At 61.8% G+C, this 21,562-nt stretch carries 22 protein-coding genes; 10 read left to right on the forward strand and 12 right to left on the reverse strand.

Annotation, left to right across the window (positions count from 1 at the left end; translation table 11 throughout):
• Positions 1-42: 42 nt before the first annotated feature.
• From C5F70_RS15920 to C5F70_RS15940, 5 genes are read right to left on the reverse strand one after another with little or no spacing between them, the layout of a single operon-like run.
• Positions 43-1,014: an ABC transporter ATP-binding protein gene (locus C5F70_RS15920; protein WP_104903670.1), complete on the reverse strand. Its 972-nt coding sequence runs from the start codon at positions 1,012-1,014 to the stop codon at positions 43-45.
• Positions 1,011-1,967, reverse strand: coding sequence for an ABC transporter ATP-binding protein (locus tag C5F70_RS15925; RefSeq protein WP_104903671.1), 957 nt, complete (start codon positions 1,965-1,967; stop codon positions 1,011-1,013). Before C5F70_RS15925 ends, C5F70_RS15920 begins: the two co-directional genes overlap by 4 nt.
• On the reverse strand, positions 1,964-2,821 hold the full coding sequence (locus C5F70_RS15930) for an ABC transporter permease (protein WP_017848862.1): 858 nt from the start codon (positions 2,819-2,821) through the stop codon (positions 1,964-1,966). The genes C5F70_RS15925 and C5F70_RS15930 overlap by 4 nt, the downstream gene beginning before the upstream one ends.
• Positions 2,818-3,765 (reverse strand): ABC transporter permease, encoded by a 948-nt coding sequence (locus C5F70_RS15935; RefSeq protein ID WP_104903672.1) that lies wholly within the window; start codon positions 3,763-3,765, stop codon positions 2,818-2,820. Before C5F70_RS15935 ends, C5F70_RS15930 begins: the two co-directional genes overlap by 4 nt.
• 3 nt (positions 3,766-3,768) lie before the next feature.
• Positions 3,769-4,656 carry a proline iminopeptidase-family hydrolase gene (locus C5F70_RS15940; RefSeq protein ID WP_017848864.1) on the reverse strand — a complete coding sequence of 296 codons (888 nt, stop codon included), beginning with the start codon at positions 4,654-4,656 and terminating at the stop codon, positions 3,769-3,771.
• A gap of 184 nt (positions 4,657-4,840) precedes the next feature.
• On the opposite strand from C5F70_RS15940, the gene C5F70_RS15945 reads away from it, so the two are divergent.
• Positions 4,841-5,605: a LuxR family transcriptional regulator gene (locus tag C5F70_RS15945; protein WP_046384289.1), complete on the forward strand. Its 765-nt coding sequence runs from the start codon at positions 4,841-4,843 to the stop codon at positions 5,603-5,605.
• A gap of 94 nt (positions 5,606-5,699) precedes the next feature.
• On the forward strand, positions 5,700-6,632 hold the full coding sequence (locus C5F70_RS15950) for a proline iminopeptidase-family hydrolase (RefSeq protein WP_017848866.1): 933 nt from the start codon (positions 5,700-5,702) through the stop codon (positions 6,630-6,632).
• 87 nt (positions 6,633-6,719) lie between these two features.
• Here the strand turns inward: C5F70_RS15950 and C5F70_RS15955 are convergent, their stop codons facing one another.
• Positions 6,720-8,222, reverse strand: a complete 1,503-nt coding sequence (locus C5F70_RS15955) for a nucleobase:cation symporter-2 family protein (protein WP_104903673.1) — start codon at positions 8,220-8,222, stop codon at positions 6,720-6,722.
• 158 nt (positions 8,223-8,380) lie between these two features.
• On the opposite strand from C5F70_RS15955, the gene C5F70_RS15960 reads away from it, so the two are divergent.
• Positions 8,381-9,214, forward strand: coding sequence for a hypothetical protein (locus tag C5F70_RS15960; protein WP_046384292.1), 834 nt, complete (start codon positions 8,381-8,383; stop codon positions 9,212-9,214).
• Between the two features lie 123 nt (positions 9,215-9,337).
• Here the strand turns inward: C5F70_RS15960 and punC are convergent, their stop codons facing one another.
• Entirely contained in the window at positions 9,338-10,522 is a 1,185-nt protein-coding gene (punC, locus tag C5F70_RS15965) for a purine nucleoside transporter PunC (protein WP_017848869.1), read from the reverse strand.
• A gap of 122 nt (positions 10,523-10,644) precedes the next feature.
• Between punC and punR the strand changes: the two genes are divergently transcribed.
• Positions 10,645-11,559 carry a DNA-binding transcriptional activator PunR gene (gene punR, locus C5F70_RS15970; protein WP_104903674.1) on the forward strand — a complete coding sequence of 305 codons (915 nt, stop codon included), beginning with the start codon at positions 10,645-10,647 and terminating at the stop codon, positions 11,557-11,559.
• Between the two features lie 118 nt (positions 11,560-11,677).
• Here the strand turns inward: punR and C5F70_RS15975 are convergent, their stop codons facing one another.
• Complete coding sequence (locus tag C5F70_RS15975) at positions 11,678-12,847, reverse strand: aspartate aminotransferase family protein (protein ID WP_104903675.1); 1,170 nt, start codon at positions 12,845-12,847, stop codon at positions 11,678-11,680.
• Positions 12,848-12,950: 103 nt separating this feature from the next.
• On the opposite strand from C5F70_RS15975, the gene C5F70_RS15980 reads away from it, so the two are divergent.
• On the forward strand, positions 12,951-13,856 hold the full coding sequence (locus C5F70_RS15980) for a LysR family transcriptional regulator (protein WP_017848872.1): 906 nt from the start codon (positions 12,951-12,953) through the stop codon (positions 13,854-13,856).
• Here C5F70_RS15980 and C5F70_RS15985 read toward each other — a convergent pair.
• Both C5F70_RS15985 and fabV read right to left on the reverse strand, forming a co-directional pair.
• The gene (locus tag C5F70_RS15985; RefSeq protein WP_104903676.1) at positions 13,853-14,476 is read right to left on the reverse strand and encodes an HAD family phosphatase; all 624 of its coding nucleotides are present in this window, start codon (positions 14,474-14,476) and stop codon (positions 13,853-13,855) included. The genes C5F70_RS15980 and C5F70_RS15985 overlap by 4 nt on opposite strands.
• A gap of 176 nt (positions 14,477-14,652) precedes the next feature.
• The gene (gene fabV, locus C5F70_RS15990; RefSeq protein ID WP_046384297.1) at positions 14,653-15,846 is read right to left on the reverse strand and encodes an enoyl-ACP reductase FabV; all 1,194 of its coding nucleotides are present in this window, start codon (positions 15,844-15,846) and stop codon (positions 14,653-14,655) included.
• Between the two features lie 320 nt (positions 15,847-16,166).
• On the opposite strand from fabV, the gene C5F70_RS15995 reads away from it, so the two are divergent.
• From C5F70_RS15995 to C5F70_RS16010, 4 genes are all read left to right on the forward strand, one after another.
• Positions 16,167-16,991, forward strand: coding sequence for an aspartyl/asparaginyl beta-hydroxylase domain-containing protein (locus tag C5F70_RS15995; protein WP_104903677.1), 825 nt, complete (start codon positions 16,167-16,169; stop codon positions 16,989-16,991).
• Between the two features lie 149 nt (positions 16,992-17,140).
• Positions 17,141-18,514: a nucleotide 5'-monophosphate nucleosidase PpnN gene (gene ppnN, locus C5F70_RS16000; RefSeq protein WP_046384299.1), complete on the forward strand. Its 1,374-nt coding sequence runs from the start codon at positions 17,141-17,143 to the stop codon at positions 18,512-18,514.
• A 165-nt stretch (positions 18,515-18,679) separates the two neighbouring features.
• Positions 18,680-18,937: an AbrB/MazE/SpoVT family DNA-binding domain-containing protein gene (locus tag C5F70_RS16005; protein WP_026140263.1), complete on the forward strand. Its 258-nt coding sequence runs from the start codon at positions 18,680-18,682 to the stop codon at positions 18,935-18,937.
• Positions 18,934-19,329 (forward strand): PIN domain-containing protein, encoded by a 396-nt coding sequence (locus C5F70_RS16010; protein WP_057003768.1) that lies wholly within the window; start codon positions 18,934-18,936, stop codon positions 19,327-19,329. The genes C5F70_RS16005 and C5F70_RS16010 overlap by 4 nt, the downstream gene beginning before the upstream one ends.
• 7 nt (positions 19,330-19,336) lie before the next feature.
• Here C5F70_RS16010 and C5F70_RS16015 read toward each other — a convergent pair whose 3' ends face one another.
• Both C5F70_RS16015 and C5F70_RS16020 read right to left on the reverse strand, forming a co-directional pair.
• Complete coding sequence (locus C5F70_RS16015) at positions 19,337-19,666, reverse strand: YXWGXW repeat-containing protein (RefSeq protein ID WP_032804869.1); 330 nt, start codon at positions 19,664-19,666, stop codon at positions 19,337-19,339.
• Between the two features lie 176 nt (positions 19,667-19,842).
• Entirely contained in the window at positions 19,843-20,739 is an 897-nt protein-coding gene (locus C5F70_RS16020; RefSeq protein WP_104903678.1) for a LysR family transcriptional regulator, read from the reverse strand.
• Positions 20,740-20,838: 99 nt separating this feature from the next.
• Here C5F70_RS16020 and C5F70_RS16025 point away from each other — a divergent pair, with 99 nt between their 5' ends.
• Complete coding sequence (locus C5F70_RS16025) at positions 20,839-21,510, forward strand: NADPH-dependent F420 reductase (protein ID WP_046384302.1); 672 nt, start codon at positions 20,839-20,841, stop codon at positions 21,508-21,510.
• The last annotated feature ends 52 nt before the right edge of the window (positions 21,511-21,562 follow it).

A 21,562-nucleotide genomic window follows, 5' to 3' on the forward strand; every position in this document is an offset into this window, starting at 1 on the left:
AACTCCTTGTTTATAACGGCGGTTGTTCAAGAATGGCAGGGGTCAAAGCAAAGGTTCTTCAAGCACGCAACTGTACCGATGCTCGTGCAGGAAATGGGTCGGCGGCAACACCACGGAACACATGGCCTGGGCATACCGGCAACGCGGGTGAAAAGCACAGCCTGTAGGCAAATTCAGCGGGCTCGGCGGCTCGCCGGGCAAGGGCTCTGCGGGCAACGGCCGATGCGGATCGATCTCGGGAATCGCCTGGATCAACGCCGCCGTATACGGGTGACGCGGTGAAGTGAAGACCGCTTCCACCGGCCCCTCCTCGACGATCTGGCCCAGGTACATCACCGCCACGCGGTCGCACAGGCGGCGCACGATGGCCAGGTCATGGGCGATGAACAGGATCGCCAGGTTCATGCGCTGTTGCAGTTCCAGCAACAGGTTGATGATCTGCCCCTGGATCGAGACATCCAGTGCCGCCACGCATTCATCGGCAACGATCAGGCGCGGCTCCACCGCCAGCGCCCGGGCGATGCCGACTCGCTGGCACTGGCCGCCGCTGAGGGAGCCGGGCTTGCGAGCGGCCAATTCAGGGCGCAGGCCGACCAGCTCGAGCAATTCGTCGACACGCCGCGCGATCTGCTGCGGCGCGACTTTGCGCTGCACCCGCAACACTTCGGCAAGGGTTTCGCCGATGGTGTGGCGTGGGTTCAGCGCGGCATACGGGTCTTGGAAGATCATCGCGGTTTCATGGCGCAGGCGGGCGATGTCGACGGCGCTGCCGTGGGCCATGTCGATGCCGTCGAACAACACCTGCCCGGCGCTGATCGGGTTGAGGTGCAGAATCGCCCGGCCGAGGGTACTTTTGCCGCTGCCGGATTCGCCCACCAGCCCCAGGGTCTCGCCCGCCGCCAGGTTCAGCGACACACCGTTGACCGCCCTCACCCACTGTTTGTGCAGGCCGAACATCCCGCTGCCGGACGCGGCAAACCGCACCTCCAGGTCCTTGATCTGCAACAGGCTCATGGGCGATCTCCCAACGGATAGTGACAGGCCACCCGCGCACCTTCCGGCAAGCGTTCGCGACACAGGCTGCCGACTTGCGGGCAACGCGGGTGGAAGCGGCACCCGACGGGCAACGCATCGAGCAACGGCGGCTGGCCAGCAATGGTGCGCAGCAAGGCGTGGCCGCTGCTGTGGGCCGGCTGGCAATCGATCAGCCCCGCGGTGTACGGGTGTCGGGGATGGGCGAGCAACTCGTATTTGCTGGCGTGCTCACACAGGCGCCCGGCGTACATCACCGCGATGGAGTCGCAGGTTTGCGCCACCACGCCGAGGTCGTGAGTGATCATGATGATCGACAAGCCACGCTGGTCGCGCAGCTCCAGCAACAGCCGCAGGATTTGCGCCTGCACGGTCACATCGAGGGCCGTGGTGGGTTCGTCGGCAATCAGCACTGTCGGGTTGCAGCCCAATGCCACGGCGATCATGGCGCGCTGGCGCATGCCGCCGGAAAACTCGTGGGGGTAGTTGTCGACCCGTGCCTGGGGATCGGGAATGCCCACTTGGCGCAACACCTCGATGGCTTGCCGGCGTGCGTCTTTTTTCGACGCGCCTTGATGCAGGCGGATGCCCTCGGCGATCTGTTCGCCGATACGCATCAGCGGGTCGAGGTGGCTGCTGGGGTTCTGGAAGATCATGCCCAATTGCCCGCCACGGATTGCGCGCATGCCTGCGTCGTCCAGTGGCAGCAAGTCCTGGCCGGCCAGGCGCACCGCGCCGCCCTGCACGCGCAGGTTGGGCGACGGCAACAGGCGGATCAGCCCGCGACAGGTCATGGTCTTGCCCGAGCCGCTTTCGCCCACCAGGCCGAGGATCTCGCCTTCGGCCAGGTCGAAGGAGATGCGGTCGACCAGGGTCACGTCGCGCCCGGCATTGTTGGCGATCACGCTCAGGTCGCGCACTTGCAGCAGGCTCATGGGCGCTCTCCCAACACTTGCGCCACGCCATCGGCCAGCAGGCTGAAGCCCATGGCCAGGGTTACGATGGCCAGCCCCGGAAAGGTGCAGATCCACCAGGCGGTGGTAATGAAGGCCTGCCCTTCGGCGACCATCGTTCCCCACTCGGCGGTCGGCGGTTGCACGCCCAGGCCCAGGTAACTCACCGCTGCGCCATTGAGCAGCACCAGCACCGCGTCAGACATGGAAAACACAATCGAGCCAAACATCGCATTCGGCAGCAAGTGCCGGAACAGAATGCGCCCATGGCCAAAGCCGAGGCTTTTGGCCGCCAGGGCGAAGTCACTTTCCTTGAGCACCAGGATCTGCGAGCGGATCAACCGCGCATACGACACCCAGCCCACCAGCGCCATGGCGATATAGAAACTCTTCAAGCCCGGACCGAGGATGGCCATGATTGCCAGCATCAACACCAGGAACGGGAACGCCAGGATCACGTCGATGACGCGCATGCAGACGCTGTCGAAACGCCCGCCGATATAGCCGGAGACCGCGCCGATAAAGGTACCGATCATGAACGGGAAGATCACCCCGACAATCGCCAATTGCAGGTCGATGCGTGCGCCCCAGATCACCCGCGAGAGAATATCGCGGCCATAATTATCCGTACCGAAGGGATGGCCCAGGCTCGGCCCGAGCAAGCTGAGATCGGTGTTCTGCGCGATCGGGTCGAACGGCGCGAGCCACGGCGCAAACAACGCCAGGCCCAGCCACGTCAACAGAATCAGCAACCCCCACGCGGCGGTCAGCCGCCCGTCGCGCAAGCCAAAGCGCAGGCGCAAGCGCCATGGCGCGATCAGTGGACGAGTGCTCATTGCATCTTCACCCGTGGGTCGAGGGCGACGGTCACCACATCCGCGACGAAGTTGACCACCACCGTCGCACAGGCCAGCACCATGGCCACGCCCTGCACCACCATGTAGTCACGGGTAAAGATGCCGCGCACCAGTAACTGGCCGATGCCGGGAATGGCGAACAGGCTTTCGATGACCACCGTGCCGCTGATCAGCCAACCGATATTCACCGCCAGCAGGTTGACCGTCGGCACCAGGGAATTGGGCAGTACATGCCGGCGAAACACCGCCGCTTCCGACAACCCGCGCGCCCGGGCGGCGGTGACATGGTCCGCCTGCAATTCCATCAACATGCTCGCCCGCAGGTTGCGCACCAGCACCGCCGCCAGGGCCAGGGCGATGGTCAGGCACGGCAGGACCATATGGTGCGCCTTGTCCAGCCAGGTGCGACCGTAGCCAGACACCGGAAACAGGCCCCATTGCACGCTAAGCAGCAGGATCAGCATCAACCCCAGCCAAAATGCCGGCATGCCCAGGCCGACGGTGGTGAACACGCGGATCAGGTTGTCCGCCCAGCCGCCTTTGCGCCGCGCCGCGACGGTGGCCAGTGGCACTGCGATCAGCAGCGCCAGCAACACACTGCCGAGCACCAGCACCAGGGTCGGCTCGATACGGGTGACGATCAGCTTCAACGCATCGACCTTGTACAACAGCGATTGGCCGAGGTCGCCCTTGAGCAGGTTTTTCAAGAAGTAAAAATATTGCAGCCACAGCGGCTGGTCGAGCCCGAACTGTGCGCGGATCTTCAGCAACGCATCCGGCGTGCTGCGCGAGCCGAGCAGCGCGCGCGCCGGGTCACCGGGAATCGAGCGCACCAGCACGAAGGTGATCAGGCTGATGCCGAACAGCACCGGCAGCAATTGCAACGGCCGGGTCAGCACGAAGCGGTAGCGCGCCAGGTTCATCCGTCAGCCTCGGTGACGAGCGAGGAAGTCCAGCAGTACCGGGAAGTACGCCTGGGGCTCTTCGTAAAATGGCATATGGCTGCTGTTGCGGAACACATGCAATTCGGCGTGCCGGGCGGCCAGTTTCATGCGCAGGGCGCAGGCCGGGGTGAGCTCGTCGTGCTGGCCGGTGGTGATCAGCATCGGCATGTTGAAATCGGCCATCTCGGCGATGCGGTTCCAGTCCTTGAGGTTGCCGATATACAGAAATTCGTTGGGGCCCTGCATGGTTGCGTAGGGGCCCATGTTCCAGTCGTCGAGGGAGCGCCGGAGCGGCGCCGGCCATTCGTCCAGGCGGCACACATGGCGATAATTGAGCAAGGTGATCGCGGCCTGGTACTGCGGATGATCCAGCGTCCCCATGGCTTCATGGCGCTGCATCATCGCCACGGTTTCACTGCCGAGGGCGCCGCGCAGGCGTTCGAGTTCCTGGGAGAGGTGCGGAATGTCGCCGACGGTGTTTTCCAGGATCAGGCTTTTCAGCGCATCGGGGTAATGGATGGCGTATTCGATGCCCAGCCAGCCGCCCCAGGAATGCCCGAGCAAATGCACACGACCCAGGCCCAGGGTTTGGCGCACGGTTTCGACTTCTTCGACATAACGGCCGATTTCCCACAGGGAAACATCGGTCGGTCTGGCTGAAGCACCGGTGCCAAGCTGGTCGAATGCAACCACTCGCAGGTCATGCTCTTTGAGCCAGCCATGGGCGTCGCGCAAATAGTCACACGGTAGCCCTGGCCCGCCGTTGAGGCACAACAGCACCTCATCGCCTTCGCCAAAGCTGTAGACCGCGAGGTCATGGCCATCGACTTGCACGGTGTACTGCTGGTCGGGGGCTATTTCACGCCACATGCATACGTTCCTTGTGTGGTATCGGCCTGGCGGGTTGCGGCCGCTTATGAGGCCATAAGCTACCGAGGATGCCGTGCATCCATAACCTAGTATTTCTTATAGGTTTGGCCTGGCAGTCCTTCGCCGGGGCGTGGCATTCTACTTGCAGTAAGTCGAGATTCATATGAATTCGGGAGCAGAACGGATGCTGGCCAAGCTAACTGCCTTCAATCACCGTCTCATGCCGGGCAGGAGCCTGGACGAGCAGATGGACAACGCGTTTATCCTAGCCCAACAGTTGGGTTTCGATGCACTGGTGTATGACTACTCGCCGGTGCCCATCGACCTCAACGGCACGTTGATCACACCTTCGGTGCTGCAACTGCGCAACACGCCTTCCGATTGGCATGCCTTGTGGTGCGGCGAAGGGTTCTACCAGATCGATCCGGTGCAGCACCTGGCCTTGAACACGGTGTCGCCGTTTGTCTGGTCCTACGAGGCCAAGGCGCAGACGGCGCTGCAGAAGATCATCGACCCGTGCCACGCCCCCGTCTCGTCTTACCTGCATGACCAGCAACTGACCTGCGGCGTCAGCGTGCCGATTCATCTGCCCCGGGGCGGCTTCGCATCGTTGACCGGCTTGCGCACCGGCAAGGCGCATACGGTGCTGGAGGACGCGCAACAGAGCTTGTCGGATTTCGGCCTGATTTCCCATGCGCTGCAGGAAGCGGCCTACCCGTTGTTCAGCAATGAACTACGCACCTACCCGCATATCCGTCTGACCAAACGCGAGCGCGAGTGCCTGAAATGGGCCGCCGACGGCCTGACCGCCGCCGAAATCGCCACGCAACTGAGCCGCTCGCTGGCGGTCGTTACCCTGCATCTTGCCTCGGCAATGCACAAACTGGGGGCGAAAAATCGCGTACAGGCCGTGGTGCGCGCCACTCATTACCGCCTGCTGGAAGATTGACCCTTCGGCAAAACCTAGCTGTTTTGCTAGTTACCTAAACGTCGCGTGCCGATTATCGTGTCCCTGATACTTTTTTTTCAAAGCAGGATACGAAATGGAATTCATCGAAAAAGTCCGCGAAGGGTTTGCGCCCTTCGGCCCCTATCAGACCTGGTATCGCGTCACCGGCGACCTGGCCTCGGGCCGTACACCGCTGGTGATCATCCACGGCGGTCCCGGCTGCACCCATGATTACGTCGATGCCTTCAAGGACGTCGCCGCCAGCGGTCACGCCGTCATCCACTATGACCAACTGGGCAACGGCCGCTCCACGCACTTGCCCGACAAAGCCCCCTCCTTCTGGACTGTCAGCCTGTTCCTCGACGAACTGAACAACCTGCTGGACCACCTGCAAATCAGCCAGGACTACGCGATTCTCGGGCAATCCTGGGGCGGCATGCTCGGCAGCGAACACGCGATTCTGCAACCCAAGGGCCTGCGTGCGTTTATCCCGGCCAACTCGCCCACCTGCATGCGTACCTGGGTCAGCGAAGCCAACCGCCTGCGTCAGCTGCTGCCCGAAGGCGTGCATGAAACCCTGCTCAAGCATGAAGCCGCCGGCACCTACCAGGACCCGGAATACCTCGCCGCCTCGCGGATTTTCTACGACCAGCACGTCTGCCGGGTCAACCCATGGCCGGACGAGGTTGCGCGCACGTTCGCCCAGGTCGATGCAGACCCGACCGTGTACCACGCCATGAGCGGCCCGACCGAGTTCCATGTGATCGGCAGTTTGAAGGACTGGAACGTGATTGGCCGTCTGTCGGCAATCAAGGTGCCGACCCTGGTGATCTCCGGCCGGCATGACGAAGCCACACCGTTGGTGGTCAAGCCGTTCCTGGATGAAATCGCGGATGTGCGCTGGGCGCTGTTTGAAGACTCCAGCCACATGCCCCATGTCGAAGAGCGCCAGGCGTGCATGGGGACAGTGGTGAAGTTTTTGGATGAGGCCTGTTCAGTGCCGCACAAGGCCCTCAAAGCAAGCTGACGAGCAATGTGGCAGCGGGCTTGCTCATGATGGCGGTGGTTCAGTCAGCGCCTGACCGCCATCGCGAGCAACCCCGCTGCCACCGTTTCAAGCCTCGCTGGTCTCGGCCTTCGCGGTTTTTCTCGGCACCTCGGCCACCACTGGAATCTCCTTGCCTTCGGCATCGAACAGCTTGCCGCCCCTGAAGTAATCGCCTTCGCGCAAGACGGCCACATCCTGGAAACACAGGCTGCGCTCAGTCCCGGCCACAAACACCGACTGCTGGTCCGAATTGCCGGCGGTGAAGTGGTTGAACGCCAGGTTCAGCAAGATCGCCATGATCGCCGACGAACTGATGCCCGAATGGAAAATGGTCGCGAACCAGCTGGGAAAATGATCGTAGAAGCTCGGCGCGGCAATCGGGATCATGCCGAAACCGATGGACGTGGCCACGATGATCAGGTTCATGTTGTTGCGGTAATCCACCTTGGACAGTGTACGAATACCGCTGGCCGCCACGGTGCCGAACAACACGATCCCGGCACCACCCAACACCGAGGTCGGCACTGCCGCAATCACCCGCCCCATGAACGGCAGCAGGCCGAGGACGACCAGGAACAACCCGCCCGTCGCGACCACAAAACGACTTTTCACCCCGGTGACCGCCACCAGGCCGACGTTCTGGGCGAACGCGCTCTGGGTAAACGAACCAAAGATCGGCGCGAACAGGCTCGACAGCATGTCGGCACGCAAGCCATTGCCCAGGCGTTTGGAGTCGACTTTGGTGTCGATGATCTCGCCCACGGCCAGGATGTCCGCCGAAGTCTCCACCAGCGTCACCATCACCACAATGCACATGGAAATGATCGCGGCCACATGGAAGGTCGGCATGCCGAAATGGAACGGTGTGGGGAAGCCGAACATCGGCCCCTGGGTCACGCCGGAAAAGTCCGCCATGCCCAGGAACACCGCAATCACGGTGCCGATCACCATCGCCAGCAGGATCGATAACCGCGAGATCGTCGCGCTGCCGATCTTGCTCAGCAACAACACCAGCAACAGGGTCAACGCGGCCAGGCCGACGTTCGCCATGCTGCCGAAATCCGCCGCACGGCTGTTGCCGCCCATGGCCCAGCGTGCGGCCACCGGCATCAGCGTCAGGCCGATGGTGGTGATCACAATGCCGGTCACCAACGGCGGGAAAAACTGGGTGATCCGCGAGAACACCGGCGTGATCAGCAGCCCGATAAACGACGCAGCCATCACCGCCCCGAGAATCGCTGGCACCCCACCGGCGCCATCACTGCCGACAATCGCCACCATCGTCGCCACGCCGGCAAACGACACGCCCTGCACCAGCGGCAACTGACAACCAAAGAACGGCAGGCCAAGGGTTTGCAACAACGTGGCCAGGCCGCCGGCAAACAGCGACGCGGCGATCAACAGGCCGATATCCGCCGGCGACAACCCGGCCGCCTGGCCGACGATCAACGGTACGGCAACGATGCCGCCGTACATGGTGAGCACATGCTGCAGGCCGTAAGCCATGTTGGCGGCGACGCCGAGATTCTCATCTTCGGGTCGTTGCGATGACGCCTTCGGGATAGTCATGGTGAGGGGTTCTCTGTTTTTGTTGTGGCGCCACTGTATGCAATACCAAGACTAGATGTCCATAGAGTTGTATACAATCATTCGGACAAGATACCCTCCACCGGCGTTACAAAAACAATCCGGCCGTCATGAGCCAGAACGCCATAGGACCTAAAACAATGAAAAAGGCATTACAGGGCGCAACCGTTGCATTGACCCTCCTCGGCGGCGGGGAGGCTGTCGCGCTGGAATGGATGAACAACAGCGTAGGATTTCGCTACGGCCAGCAATTCACCAACCCGAACAACCCCGACGCATTCAGCAAGCGCATCTACAGCGTCACCCACGCCAGTGGCTACCAGTACGGCAGCAACTTTCTGAACCTCGATGTGTTTTTGTCCGACAGCCGCGACCCGCGCAAGGGCACCGACCACGGCGGCAGTGAGGTGTATGCGGTATACCGACACCAGTTGTATGCCTCTCGCGTTTTCGATACGCCGCTGGGCACCGGGCTGATCAAGGACTACGCCCTGACCCTGGGCTTCGATGCCAACCGCAACAACAACTTTGCCTCGGCGAAAAAACGCGCGCTGGTGCTCGGCCCGACCTTGAAGTTCAACACCGTCGGCGTATTGGACCTGAGCCTGATGTATTACAAAGAACGCAATCACAGCGGGATTCCCGGCGCGAAAGAGTCGGACCATACCTTCGACGACACCTATATGCTCAACCTGACGTGGATGCGTCCGTTCGAGATCGGCAGCCACGCGGCCAAGTTCCAGGGGTTTATCAACCATGTCGGCAACAAGGGCGAGGACTTCCACGGCCGCGATACCGCAGCGGAAACGCTGATGCGTAGCGCGCTGATGGTCGCGGTGCGACCCGGCAAGCGCGTAACGCCGAACCTGTACCTCGGAGTGGGCTACGAGTACTGGCATAACAAGTTCGGTGTGGACGGCGGTCGGGGCAGTCGCACGTCGACACCCACGCTGAATATGGAAGTGACGTTCTAGGATCTACCGCTCAAGACACTGAAAAAGCCGCAATCAAGTGTGGGGGTTGGCTTGCCTGCGATCGCATCGGCTCGGTAAACCTGATGCAGCGCAACGCAGGCAATCCAGCACCCACCCGTCAGATCAAGCATTCGCCAACTGCGAATCATCGGTTTTCGGCCGCGCCAACCAGTAACCCAGCACCGCCAGCGGCGCGGTCGCCAGCATCACGATCACGGTGATCAGCAGCGGCTGCTCGAGCATCGACGACACCAACAAGCTGCTGAGAAAACACAGGCCCAGTTGCAGGGTGTTTTGCAGCGCCGCTGCCTTGCCGGAATTTTCCGCAAACGGCATCAGCGCATTCGCCACCACGATGGGATAACTGGCGCCGTTGACCAGCGCCATCAGGCAGAACGGAATCAACAAGGTGGTCAGGGTCGGCACGCTCAAGGTGGCGACCAGGTACAACGCCAGCATACTGATGCAGTAGGCCACCAGCAGCCAGGGCAACAGCGTCTTGCCCTGGAAACGCTGCAACGCGCTGCGGCAGCTGTAGCCTCCGATCAGGAACGCGAGGGTCGGCAGCACATAACTCAGGCCAATGTCATTCGGGCTGTAACCCATATCGCCGAGGATGAACGGCGAGGCGGTCAACCAGGCGAAGAAACTGGCGGAGCAGGCAGCAAAGATCATGACGTTGCCGGTGAACACGCGGGAGCCGAGCAATTGTCCATAACCGAGGCGCGTCGGTTCGCCTTCCTCCGCCAGCCGTTTCGGCGCCGTGCGCAGGAACAGAGTCGGCAGCAGCAACAGCAGCGACACGCCCAGCAACACCGCGAAAATCGCCTGCCAGCCAAAGTGATTCAGCACCATGGCCCCCAACAGCGGCGCCAGGGCCGGCGACAACGACATCAGCGGCATGATGCTGGCGAACACGCGGTGAGCCTTGTCGGCCGGGTAGCGGTCAATCACCAGTGCCTGCCAACTCACGGCGGCGGAACACACGCCAATCGCCTGGATAAAACGCAGTGCCAGCAGCTGCGTGGCGGTCTCGACCCAGAACATGCCGACGCAACCCAGCACGAACAGGCTCAGGCCCGTGAGCAGGATCGGTTTGCGCCCCAGTCGGTCAGACAACGGCCCCCACAACAACTGCCCCACGGCAAAGCCCGCGAGGAAAATACTCAAGCTGGCGCCCACCGCGCCCGCGCCGATGTGTAATTGCTCGCCCATGGCGCCGAACGCCGGCAAGTACATGTCCATGGCGAGATAACCGAGCATGCTCAGCCCCGCCAGGTACCAGGTGAAACCAAAAGAATTTTTCATTGAAGCCTTGTTGAACCTGCCATCAAACTATTTGCTGACTGCTGCCCATTATGAAGCTGGCAGCCTCTCTGTGAAGCGATAATAATTGGACACTTCTATCAATTAATTTGAAGGCAACTGCCATGTGGTCCGAATACTCCCTGGATGTGGTCGATGCCGTCGCACGCCATGGCAGCTTCAGCGCCGCCGCCCAGGAATTGCACCGCGTGCCGTCGGCCATCAGCTACACGGTGCGTCAGTTGGAAGAGTGGCTGGCCGTGCCCTTGTTCGTGCGGCGCCATCGCGACGTCGAGCTCACCGCGGCCGGCCGTCTATTTATAGACGAAGCCCGCGGCGTGATGAAAACCATGCTCGGTACACGGCGCCTGTGCCAGCAAGTGGCCAATGGCTGGAGCGGCCAGTTGAAGGTCGCGGTGGACTCCATCGTCAAACCCCAGCGCTGCCGGCAACTGGTGCTGGATTTCTATCGGCAGTTCCCTGACGTGGAATTGCTGCTGGAGTACGAGGTGTACAACGGCGTGTGGGACGCCCTCGCCGATGAGCGCACCGACATCGTGATCGGCGCCACCAGCGCGGTGCCGGTGACGAGTCACTTCACGTTTCGCGATATGGGCCTGTTGAACTGGTTGTGCGTGGTCAGCGCGAAACACCCGCTGGCGGCGTTGGATGGTTTGCTCAGTGACGATCAACTGCGCCCGTTCGCGTCCCTGTGCATGACCGATACCTCGCGCAACCTGCCCAAGCGCGATACCTGGACCCTGGATAACCAGCGCCGGCTGGTGGTACCGAACTGGGCCTCGGCCATTGACTGCCTGCGCGACGGCCTGTGCGTCGGCATGGCGCCGGCGCATCAGGTGTTGCCGTGGATCGAACGTGGTGAGTTGGTCGCGCTGCAACTGCACAGGCCGTTCCCGGCCAGCCCGTCATGCGTGGCCTGGGCACAGAACAAACTGTCCCCGGCGATGAGTTGGTTGCTGGACTACCTGGGGGATAGCGAGACGATGAACCAAGAGTGGTTGAATGGGAGTGACCACTGAAGATCACCGGAATCCCTTGTAGGAGGGGGCTTGCCCCCGATGGCGGTGTATCAGTCGAGCAATCTGCAACTGATACACCGCCATCGGGGGCAAGCACCCTCCCACAGGGGATCTCATTTCAATCCAGCAAGCGGGTGATGGCCCGCACGATCATCTCGACCTCCTTGGCCTCCAGGGTCAGCGGCGGCAGCAGGCGAATCACCTTGCCCCGCGTCACGTTGATCAACAACCCATGTTCCTCGGCGGCGCGCAGGGCCAGCTCGCGACACGGGTCTGCCAGCTCGATGCCTATCATCAAGCCCTTGCCACGAATCGACAGGACCTGCGGGTGCTCATCCAACTCCACCCGTAAGCGGGCCAACAAGCGCTCGCCCTGTTGCGCGGCGTTCTGCAGCAGGCCTTGTTCTTCAATGATCTCCAGCACGGTGCAACCCACCCGGCAGGCCAATGGGTTGCCGCCGAACGTGCTGCCGTGGCTGCCCGGGGTGAACAAGTCGGCCGCCACGTTCCTGGCCAGGCAGGCACCGATGGGCACGCCGTTGCCGAGGCCTTTGGCCAGGGTCATCACGTCCGGCACGATGCCCTCGTGCTGGAAGGCAAACCAGGCGCCGGTGCGGCCGATGCCGGTCTGGATTTCATCGAGCATCATCAGCCAGCCGTGGCGCGTGCAGTGAGCGCGCAGGGCTTTCAGGTAACCCGGCGGCGCCACTTGCACCCCGCTTTCGCCCTGGATCGGTTCCAGCAAGACTGCTGCGATGCGCGTGCCGAACGTTTGCGTGATCGCCTCCAGCGCCGCCAGGTCGCCGAAGCCGACTTTGAGAAAATCCCCCGGCAAGCGCTGGAACCCCAAGCGTACCGAAGGCCCGTCGCTGGCCGCCATGGTGCCCAGCGTGCGGCCGTGGAAGGCGTTTTCCATCACCACCACCAACGGCGCCTCGATGCCTTTTTTCCAGCCGTGCAGCCGCGCCAGTTTTAGCGCGGTCTCGTTGGCTTCGGCGCCGGAGTTGTTGAAAAACGCACGATCGAGGCCCGACAGTTGGGTCAGACGCAGGGCCAAGCGTTGTTGCCAATCGATGCTGTAGAGGTTGGAGGTGTGCAACAGCAACCCGGCTTGTTCGCTGATGGCTGTCACCAGTTTCGGATGGGAGTGTCCGACGTTGGTCACGGCCACGCCTGCCACGGCGTCCAGGTATTCGCGCCCCTGCTGGTCCCACAGGCGCGTGCCCAGGCCACGCGTAAAGCTCAAGGCCAAGGGTTGGTAAGTGGTCATCAGGCAAGCGGCGGTCATGGTGGCAAGCTCCAGTGCTGGGTTGGGATGGGTCCAGTATCGTTAGCCACCCAAGCTGGATAAACTGTGCTTTTCTGCAATGACTTTAAACCAGGGCTTGATAATGGATCTGTTCCAGGCGATGTCGGTGTATGTGAAAGTGGTCGAGACCGGCAGCATGACCGCCGCGGCCCATGCCAGTGGGATGTCGACCACCATGGTCGGCAACCATTTGCGTGCCCTGGAGCAACGCCTGGGGGTCAGCCTGCTCAAGCGCACCACGCGCAAGCAAAGCCTCACGGAATTCGGCGGGCAGTATTACCAGCGCTGCCTGGAAGTGCTGGGGCTGGTGGCCGACTCCGAGCAATTGGCCGAACAGGCCCACAGCGACGTGCCCAAGGGCACCCTGCGCATCACCGCCCCGCCCGCCTTCGGCACCGAACGCCTGGCGCCGGCCTTGAGCGAATTTTCCCAACGTTACCCGCTGATCAAGCTGTACGTGGTGCTCAGCAATCAACGCATGGACCTGGTCGACAGCGGCTTCGACGTGGCCATCCGCCTGGGCGAGTTGGAACCCTCAAGCCTGATCGCCCGGCCCCTGCAGGACTACACCATCACCCTGTGCGCCGCGCCGGATTACCTGGCGCGACGCGGCACGCCGCAAACGCCCGAGGATCTGCAACAACACGACTGCCTGGCCTTCGCCTACCCATCCGGCGACGATTGGCGTAACGCCGACAAACTGTGGCGCATGAGCGACGCGGACGGCGAAGTGGAGATTCCGGTGTCCGGCTCGCTGACCATCAACAGCTCGCAAGCCCTGCGCCAGGCGGCGGTGCAAGGCATGGGCATCGTCATGCTGCCCGACGCCCTGGTGCAGCCCGACCTGCAGAGCGGGAAGCTGGTGGCCTTGCTGACCGCCTATCAACTGCCCCGCCGCCCCATGCATTTGCTGTACGGCCAAGATCGTTACCGCCTGCCTAAACTGCGGGCGTTCGTGGATTTTGCCCTGGAGAAATGGGCGCGCTAAAAGCCCACGCCCAATTCACGCAGACGCTCAGCGGTGCGCTCGGCGCAAACGTGGTGAATGCCTTGCCAGCCCAGGGCGATGGCCGCGTCGATATTGCCCGCGACGTCATCGATGAACACCACTTCGGCAGGCTGGATATCCGGCAGATGAGCGCGCACCTGGCCGAGGCTGGCGTGATAGATCGCGGCATCGGGCTTGATCAGCTTCAACTCGCCGGAGACCACGATATCGCGAAAACACTGCAGGAACGGGTAGTTGGCCCGCGCATAGGGGAACGTCTCGGCCGACCAATTGGTGAGCCCGAACAGCGGCACGTCGGCCTGATGCAGCGCCTTGAGAATGGCCACGCCCTCGGGCAACGGCCCGCGCAGCATTTCATGCCAGCGGTCGTAGTAGGCCGTGATCAAGGGTTCGTGCTGGGGATATTGCGCGACCAGGCTGCGCGTCGCCTCGGCCAGGGTGCGACCGGCGTCTTGCTCGGTGTTCCAGGCCTGGGTGCAGATGTTGTCGAGGAACCATTGCCGCTCCTCATCATCGGCGATCAGCTGGCGGTACAGGTGCTGCGGGCTCCAATCGAACAGGACACCGCCAAAATCAAAAACGACTGCACGAATCGTCATCAGATCCTCCGTTAGCGTGAGTTGATAGCGGATGGAGTCTGGCAGATCGCAATGGCTTTACACACAACGAATGTGGGAGCGGGCTTGCTCGCGATGGCGGTTTGTCAGTGCCGGAGGTTTCGGCTGACCCACTGCAATCGCGGGCAAGCCCGCTCCCACATGTTTTTCGAGGGTGTTTAGGCTTGGACCAGACCGTTGATCTTCACGGTCGGATTCACATCAGCCTCGTAGTCCACGCCGTCGATCTCAAAGCCGAACAAGCGCAGGAACTCAGCCTTGTAGCCGGCAAAATCGCTGATCTCGTTGACGTTGTCGTCGGTGACCTGATTCCACAGCGCAGCCACGGCGTCCTGGACTTTCGGTTGCAGCTCGGCCAGGTCGGCACGCAGGCGGCCGTCGGCGTCGAGCTTCGGCTCGCGGCCGTACAGGCTGTCCTTGAACAGGCCATAGACCTGCTCGATGCAACCTTCGTGAGTGCCCTGCTCTTTCATCACTTTGAACAGCAACGACAGGTACAGCGGCATGATCGGGATCGCCGAGCTGGCCTGGGTGACCACAGCCTTGAGCACCGACACGCGGGCGTCGCCCTTCAGTGCGGCCAGGTTGTCGCGCAGGGTCAGGACTTTCTTGTCCAGGTCCTTCTTGGCTTCGCCGATGGAGCCGTTCCAGTAGATATCCTGGGTCAGCTTCTCGCCGAGGTAGGTGAACGCCGTGGTCTTGGCGCCTTCGGCCAGCACGTCCGCTTCACGCAGGGCGTCGATCCACAGCTGCCAGTCTTCGCCGCCCATGACTTTCACGGTGCCGTCGATTTCTTCCTGGGTGGCCGGCTCAAGGGTGGTGTCAACGACAACGCCCTTGTCGGTGTTGATCCCGCGCAGGGTCACGGCCTTGCCGATCGGCTTGAGCGTGGAGTTGTGCACCACGCCCTGCGGGTCGGTGCGGCGTGGCGCGGCCAGGCTGTAGACCACCAGGTCGATCTTGCCCAGGTCTTTCTTGATGGTCTCGATGGTCAGGCGCTTGATCTCGTCAGAGAACGCGTCGCCGTTGATGCTCTTGGCGTACAGGCCTTTTTCGACGGCAAACTTCTCGAACGCGGCGCTGTTGTACCAGCCGGCGGAGCTCAGCTTGCCTTCTTCGCCTTCTTTCTCAAAAAACACGCCCAGGGTATCGGCGCCGCAGCCAAACGCAGCACTGATGCGCGCGGCCAGGCCGTAACCGGTGGAAGCACCGAGGACCAGCACCTTTTTCGGGCCGCCTTCGATGACGCCGTGTTGGGTGACGTAGTCGATCTGTTCCTTGACGTTCGCTTCACAGCCAACAGGGTGAGCGGTCACACAGATAAAGCCACGAACCCGCGGTTTGATGATCATAAAATTTCTGCCTCTTCCAAGGTGCCGAAGGCCAATGGTGGCCATTCAACGTAATCGTACCGGTCTATGACGTCCAAAAAACCGAAGCGTCACGATAGTCGCAAATCTTCTGTTTACAAAATCCAATCCAAAACGCGCCGCGCAAGCCGCGCCGAGGGTTAAAAACTGTGTCAGCTCTTCACAATTTCGTAATATTTAAAACGCCCATCGACCTGAGAACGCCTTATCATGACGAGGTTGTTTCAATATGTTTCGCAACCCCACCACTCGCAGCCACGCATATAGACCTGTCGAATGGCGTCCAGCTGGAGCTGAGTTTCATGAGTCAATCTGCGTTACGCAAAAAAGCCGTGTCGTTCGCCTGGGCATTCGGCATCCTGCTGATTATTTACCTCTTTCCCCTGACCACCGTGGTGTTCCTCGGCCTCGTGCTGGTCTGCGGTATTTATGATTTCCTGCGTAACGGCCTGTATGACCGCAACACCTTCAAGAAATACTTCATCGGCAGCGGCCGCAATACCTGGCTGCTGGCACCGTTCAACACCCTGTTCGACCTGCTGAGCAGCCGCAACCGCCACGTCTACACGATGCGCGACCTGCCGCCCGCCTGGCGTGAAGACCTGCAACAGGTGATCGACGACGCCATGGCCCACAAGGATGAAATCATCGGCTACCTGGACGAACGCATGGCCGAGAAGAAACGCGGCATGCTGTTTTTCCAATGGTACGGCCGGCCGATCGAAACCACCCTGGACATCCCGGAACTGCGCAAGAAATTGCCGTTCGTGAAGACCATCGGCGTGTCGGTGTTCAACGAAAACCGTTCGACCTCCTTCCACTTCGGCCCCCTGCGCATGATGTTCCGGGTGCTCTATAACATGGCGCCGGCGCCCCACCATGAGGGCGTTTACATCCAGGTGGGCAAGCACAAGCATTACTGGCACGATGACCCACTGTTTATCTTCGATGACACGCTGATGCACGCGTCCTTCAACAAGAACGATGCCAAGCGCTACTGCCTGTTCATTGATATCGTGCGGCCGACCGCGTTGCCCGCCGTCCTCAATGCCGTGATCACAGGGTTTGCCGGCCTGGTGTTCACGCTGCGTCGGGTTTTCTACAAAAACTGGAAGCTGATCCAGTAGGTTCTGCGGCATGATGGGGCTGGACAGTATTTGCGTAGCGCCTGCGGGCCAGCGAAAATAGCCGTCTCGTGCGACCGTATCCGGCGCCCATTCTTCTCAAGCCATCGCCCCCATGACGGGCGCGGTGGCTGTGCTTTCAAGGAATCAGAATGCCCCAACGTCAAGTCATCAATGCCTCCGTCAGCCCCAAGGGCAGCCTCGAAACACTCTCCCAGCGTGAAGTCCAGCAACTGAGCGAAGCCGGCTCCGGCAGCATCTATACCCTGTTCCGCCAGTGCGCCCTGGCCATCCTCAACACCGGCGCGCACATCGACAACGCCAAGACCATCCTCGACGCCTATAAAGACTTTGAAGTGCGTATCCACCAGCAGGATCGCGGCGTGCGCCTGGAACTGCTGAACGCCCCGGCCGACGCCTTCGTCGATGGCGAAATGATCGCCAGTACCCGCGAAATGCTGTTCAGCGCCCTGCGCGACATCGTCTACACCGAGAACGAACTGGACAGCCAGCGCATCGACCTGAGCAACTCCCAGGGCATCACCGACTACGTGTTCCACCTGTTGCGCAACGCGCGCACGCTGCGCCCGGGTGTCGAGCCGAAGATCGTGGTGTGCTGGGGCGGGCACTCGATCAACACCGAAGAATACAAATACACCAAGAAAGTCGGCCACGAACTGGGCCTGCGCAGCCTCGACGTCTGCACCGGTTGCGGCCCCGGCGTGATGAAAGGCCCGATGAAGGGCGCGACCATTTCCCACGCCAAGCAACGCATCAACGGCGGGCGCTACCTGGGCCTGACCGAGCCGGGCATCATCGCTGCGGAAGCACCGAACCCGATCGTCAATGAGCTGGTGATCCTGCCGGACATCGAGAAGCGCCTGGAAGCCTTCGTGCGTGTCGGCCACGGCATCATCATCTTCCCGGGCGGCGCCGGCACGGCGGAAGAGTTCCTCTACCTGCTGGGCATCCTGATGCACCCGGACAACCGCGGCCTGCCGTTCCCGGTCATCCTCACCGGGCCAAAGCACGCCGCACCGTACCTGCAACAGTTGCACGCATTCGTCGGCGCCACCCTCGGCGAGGCCGCGCAGGCGCACTACCAGATCATCATCGACGATCCGGCCGAAGTGGCCCGCCAGATGACCGCCGGGCTCAAGGCCGTCAAGCAGTTCCGCCGCGAGCGTAACGATGCGTTCCACTTCAACTGGCTGTTGAAGATCGACGAAGGCTTCCAGCGCCCGTTCGACCCGACCCACGAAAACATGGCCAGCCTGCAACTGAACCACGCGCTGCCACCCCATGAACTGGCAGCCAACCTGCGTCGCGCGTTCTCGGGGATTGTGGCGGGCAACGTCAAGGACAAGGGCATTCGCCTGATCGAGCAGAACGGCCCTTACCAGATCCATGGCGACCCGGCCATCATGAAGCCGCTGGATGAACTGCTGCAGGCGTTCGTCGCCCAGCACCGCATGAAGTTGCCGGGTGGCGCGGCATATGTGCCGTGTTACCGCGTGGTGCAATAAGTCAGCACACATGCTGTAGCGCTTTAACCTTGTGTTCAGGCTTGTCGGCGGGAGACGTCGGGCTATCGTTTTTACGAAGCCCGACTGACCCACACCGAGGAGCGACCTATGGACCAACGGATCTTGTTCTCCCAGACGCCTTACCCTAAGGTAAGGAGCATCACGATGGAGACCTTCAATATGGCGACCGCCACGCTGACTTCAAAAGGACAAATCACCATCCCCGTCCAGGTCAGGACAGCCCTGGGCCTGGAAACGGGAGACCGGGTTGAATTCGTCGAAATGGAAGACGGCAAATTTTCCATTATTGCCGCGAGCAAAACCGTTCACGACCTCAAGGGGCTGATCCGCAAGCCTGCCCAGGCCATTTCCATCGAGGACATGAACCGCGCGATTGCGGCACAGGGAGCGAAAGCCCGATGATCGGCCTGGATACCAATGTGCTGGTGCGCTATGTCACCCAGGATGATCCGGTCCAATCTGCCAAGGCATCCGAGCTGATCGAATCCCTCACCACCCTGTCGCCAGGCTTTGTCAGCCTGGTGTCGGTGGTGGAGTTGGTATGGGTGCTACAAAGTTGCTACCAGTCAGCCAAGAGCGATGTGGTGGCGGTGCTGGAAACGCTGCTGCGAACCCGTGAATTGATCGTCGAGCATGCCGAGATCATCTGGCAGGCGCTCCGGCGGTTTTCGGCGAACAAAGCCGATTTCGCCGACTGTTTGATAGCGCGCTGCGCCCACGCAGCCGGCTGCGAGTACACCGCCACCTTTGACCTCGATGCGGCCAAGGCTGCGGGCATGAAGCGACTCGCCTGAGCGGGGTTCAGCGAACCCAGCCACCATGCTGCCAGTGGTAACCGTCATTTCGTTGCACCCAATGCGGATGCACATAACGGTAGCCCTCGCGCACCGGCTCCCAATGGCCGTGTACCGCCACATAACGTCCACCGTCCCAACGCCAGTACCCGCGTGACCATACATAACCTTCACGCACCGCCGGCTCGACTTCGATCACTTGCATCGGCGGCGGTTGTGGCGCGACCACTTCGACGTACTCACGTTGCACCGGTCGCCGCTCATGCACGACACGCTCTTGCACACACCCGGACGCCGCGACGACCATGGCCGCCAATGCTGCATAACGTAGCAACATACAAACCCCTCGGGCGCTAACGCCCCACACCTGCCTCAGTAAAAAACGCCCCCTTGTTCCAGCCGCGCTCCTGCAAGGCCTGGGTACTTTTTAACAGGTGGTGTCTGTCGGGTTGCTGAACCTGCCGACAGTGCATCCCGAGGAACAGACGGAAGGCCGGGTCGCGATTTGAACGCTCAAACCGGGCCAAAGCGCTCCAGCACAGCCTCGACAAAACGCCGCAACTTGGCGGTACGCTGGCGGTTGGCGGTGTAGACCAAATGCATGGGCCGGCTCGGCGCGTCAAAGTCCGGCAGCACTCGCACCAACTCGCCCCTGGCCAGGGCCGGGCGCAGAAAATCTTCCGGGCCGAGCACAATGCCAAACCCATCCAGCGCGGCCGACATCAAGGCCCTGCTTTCGTTGATCTGCAAACGGCTGGCAACCTGCACGGTGTGCGGGGCCGAGCCCTGGTAGAACACCCATTCGCGATCCGCCGGGCGTGACCAGAAGGCGTAGCCCAGGCATTCATGCTGTTGAAGGTCCGCCGGCCACAGCGGTGTGCCTCGTGCCGCCAGGTAGGCCGGCGCCGCACAGACCACCAGACGGTACGGCGCCAATGGCCTGGCGGTCAGCCCAGTGATCGCCGGGGGGCCAATGCGGAAGGCGGCTTCGTAGCCTTCCTCCACCAGGTCGACGAAACGATCGGTGAGGTGCAGGTCGATGTTCACATCGGGGTTGTCACGCAAAAACGCGGTCACCAAGGGCATCAGGCTGTAGGAGCCGAAGGTCACCGGGGCGGTGATTTTCAGCGTGCCGCGTGGGGTGTCATTCATGATCTGCGCCAGGGAATCGGCGGCCTCAGCCTCCGTCAGGATATGCTTGCAGCGCTCGTAGTACGCGCTACCCAACTCCGTCAGGCTTTGTCGGCGCGTGGTGCGATTGAGCAAGCGCGCGCCCAGGCGCTGCTCCAGCGCCGTAACATGCTTGGCCACCATCTGCGCCGACATATTCAAACGCTCGGCGGCTCGCGCATACGAGCCCAACTCGGCGGCGACCACAAAGGCATTCATGCTCGAAAGACGGTCCATCATTCTCAACTCCCAGTAACGACACTCACGCCAACACGCTCGTTTATCACCCCGTGATTGTTAATCATCATAACCGCTCCCCTACTTTGCAGGAGCAAGGCCATGAAGATTGGCGTGATTGGAGCAGGTTTCATCGGACGCGCGGTGGCCCAACTGGCGCTGGCGGCCGGTCACGAAGTGATGTTGAGCAACTCCCGCGGCCCGCAGTCCATGAGCAGCGTACTCAGCGGCATCTGGGGCGTTAAAGTGGGCAGCGCGCAAGACGCAGCCAGATTTGGCGACGTGGTCCTCGTGGCGATCCCCCTGGAACATTACCGCAGCGTGCCCGCGCAGTGGCTGGAAGGCAAAACAGTGATGGACGCCAACAATTACTACCCAGAGCGCGACGGGCATATCCCTGAGTTGGACCGTTTTGAAACCACCACCAGCCGGCTGCTCGCCGAGCATTTGCCGCATTCCCATGTGGTGAAGGTGTTCAACGCAATCTTTGCACCGGACCTGACGCGGGACGCCCGCCCTCACGGCGCACCCGACCGCCGCGCACTGCCGGTGGCGGCGGATGACGCCGCGGCGAAAGCGCAAGTGATCGAGTTACTCGACGAACTCGGTTTCGACGCCGTGGATGCCGGTGGGCTGGATGAAAGCTGGCGCTTCGAGCGGGCCAAACCGGCCTATTGCGTTGTGCTGGACCGAGCCGGCTTGACGGCGGCGCTGGCGGCAGCCGAACGAACGGTTGAACTGCCTGCGGTGGAGCGCACCCACCCCCGCGCATAAACACGCGCCCACAAAAAGCCCGCTGAGCGTTATCGGCTCAGCGGGCTTTTTT

It is taken from the genome of Pseudomonas sp. LH1G9 (assembly GCF_002949975.1).
Taxonomy (GTDB): domain Bacteria; phylum Pseudomonadota; class Gammaproteobacteria; order Pseudomonadales; family Pseudomonadaceae; genus Aquipseudomonas; species Aquipseudomonas veronii.